The sequence below is a fragment of the Mammaliicoccus sp. F-M27 genome (genome assembly GCF_022387115.1).
In the GTDB taxonomy this organism is placed as follows: Bacteria; Bacillota; Bacilli; order Staphylococcales; family Staphylococcaceae; genus Mammaliicoccus; species Mammaliicoccus vitulinus.
In genome coordinates this window covers 1-2,452 of sequence record NZ_JAJNIE010000032.1, presented here as the reverse complement: position 1 = coordinate 2,452, position 2,452 = coordinate 1, and the positions used below count along the sequence as shown (strand labels likewise).

Genomic DNA, 2,452 nt, shown 5'->3' with positions numbered 1-2,452 from the left:
CTAAAAATAAATTAGAAAATGAGATTAAGCATTATAATCAATCATTTAGACGATTAAGTAATCGAACAAAATTTAAAAAGGTTGTTAAGGGTTATGTAAGAAAATTAGAAATTACATACAACAAAGAGCGGGATGATTATAACCCACATTTTCACGTTTTAATTGCGGTTAACAAATCTTATTTCAAAGATACTAAATCTTATATTAGCCAAAAAGAATGGTTGAATTTATGGCGAGATGTGACGGGAATGCCAGAAATTACACAAGTTCATGTCGAGAAAGTTAAGGCTAATAATGACAAAGAACTTTATGAAATGGCTAAATATTCTGGTAAAGATAGTGATTATTTAAGTAATCAAAAAGTATTCGACGCGTATTATCGTTCTTTAAAAGGTAAGCAGGTATTAGTGTATTCGGGATTATTTAAAGAGGCGAGAAAGTTATTAAAAAATGGCGATTTAGATTATTTAAAAGAGATTGATCCAACTGAATATATCTATCAAATTTTTTATATTTGGAAACAAAAAGAATATTTAGCGAGTGAATTGTATGATTTAACAGAACAAGAAAAAAGAGAATTAAATCATCAAATGATTGATGAAATTGAAGAAGAAACATAAAGTGTTGGTCTTAGACTGACACTTTTTTATTGTTAAATATATGGTCGCCTGCCTCTGTGGGAACTATAAAAAATGTATGCAAATTAATTTGCATGTAGATGGGCAGTATTGAAACTAATACTGATAAGTTACAACGATATTAGGTTGATTTTAAAATTGTTGAACGTGTCCGATTTCTACAAGCTAAGAGTAAATACAGAAAAGGCTACATTTAAGGTACAAAAAGCTTACAAGTGATTTACGATTTAAATGTAGTTAAGTTGTATCGTTTTGGTTAATAAAAATGTAGTGTTATAACATGCTTTTATTTGGCTCATATTTGCGTTTTAAGAGCTTATGTATGTTTTTAGGTATAAAACTATATGATTTACACTTAAAACTTTAAAATACCCCTTTAGAATTAAAATTAAGGGCATTTAAGATTTAACAAAATAAAAAAAGCCACCAATAAAATTTGGTGGCTTTTTTTATTTTTGGAAGTGAACAGTGAAAACAAAACAGAACGTTAATTAAATTATAACACGCTTTTATGCCGAGAAAATTTATTGATCGTTGAGAAGAACCCTTAACTAAACTTGTAGACGAATGTCGGCATAGCGTGAGCTATTAAGCCGACCATTCGACAAGTTTTGGGATTGTTAAGGGTTCCGAGGCTCAACGTCAATAAAGCAATTGGAATAAAGCAATTATGTTATTGATTTTAAATTTTTTATATCAAAATGGTCTTTTTCTGTTAAGTCATAACCAGAATGAAAAAGAAGCTGAGCTTCTTTTGAAATACATGGTATTTTTCGACCTTTATAATTAGTTTCTGAAAACCATTCATTTTGAAAAACGTAATTGCCACCTTCTGGATTTGCTTGAGTAATGGAACCATCATCATTTAAATTTATGGGATGAATATCTAAATATCCATATTTTTTATGTTTAAGTTCCATGCGTGAAGGCATCCAATCAACTTCTATTTTATATCCTATATCTTCTAATTTTTGTATAACTTTTTGAGTGTGTTGGGCGTCAAAATCTATATCTATATCTCTGTGTTCTCTTTGTTGTTTTCCAGTTAATACATCTACACCCCAACCTCCATCTAACCAATAAGTTACTTCCATTTTTTCAAATAAGTCTAAAATATAAAATAAATCCTTTTCTGTTACATTATTAATTTTCATTTTATCCCTCCTAATTTAGGAATTTGAAACGAGTTGAAAACGAGTTTCTTCTTGTCTTGATAATAAGGGTAACTATTACAGAGTAGAATAGTTACCCTTAAAGTGTTGGTATATCTGGGTTGAAACACAAAAAAAGTTGCTTTTTTTAGCATACTCATGTAGTGTTTTAGGTGTCTAGTCTAAAAACATTATGAGAAAGGAGAAAAAGCAACTTTTTTTATTGTCATAGTTTGTGAAAACTAAGTTGTTTTTTAAGTTATATAACATGGATAAGTATACTGAGAAGAAACGAAGAAATCAAGTATTTCAGAAATTTATAAAGCGACATGTGGGGGAAAATCAAATGACATTGGTACGGGAATGTAATACCTTTTTGTCTTTTGTGACAGATAAGTCGTTAGAAAAAAATAAATTATATAAAGCAAATTCATGTAAAAATCGTTTTTGTCCGGTTTGTGCATGGCGTAAAGCGAGAAAAGATGCGTTGGGTTTATCTTTGATGATGCAGTATGTACAAAAAGAACATGAAAAAGAATTTATATTTTTAACTTTAACGACGCCTAATGTGTCTAAAAATAAATTAGAAAATGAGATTAAGCATTATAATCAATCATTTAGACGATTAAGTAATCGAACAAAATTTAAAAAGGTTGTTAAGGG

General features: G+C 29.1%; 3 protein-coding genes. 2 read left to right on the top strand and 1 reads right to left on the bottom strand.

What is annotated here, in order from left to right:
- A partial coding sequence (locus LQ598_RS13625) for a protein rep (protein WP_239745719.1) occupies nt 1–620 on the top strand: 620 nt, incomplete at its 5' end.
- A 686-nt stretch (nt 621–1,306) separates the two neighbouring features.
- Here the strand turns inward: LQ598_RS13625 and lnu(A) are convergent.
- Nucleotides 1,307–1,792, bottom strand: coding sequence for a lincosamide nucleotidyltransferase Lnu(A) (gene lnu(A) / locus LQ598_RS13620; RefSeq protein ID WP_000700648.1), 486 nt, complete (start codon nt 1,790–1,792; stop codon nt 1,307–1,309).
- Between the two features lie 265 nt (nt 1,793–2,057).
- Here lnu(A) and LQ598_RS13615 point away from each other — a divergent pair.
- Nucleotides 2,058–2,452: protein rep (locus LQ598_RS13615; RefSeq protein WP_239745720.1), on the top strand; the 395-nt coding region annotated here is incomplete at its 3' end.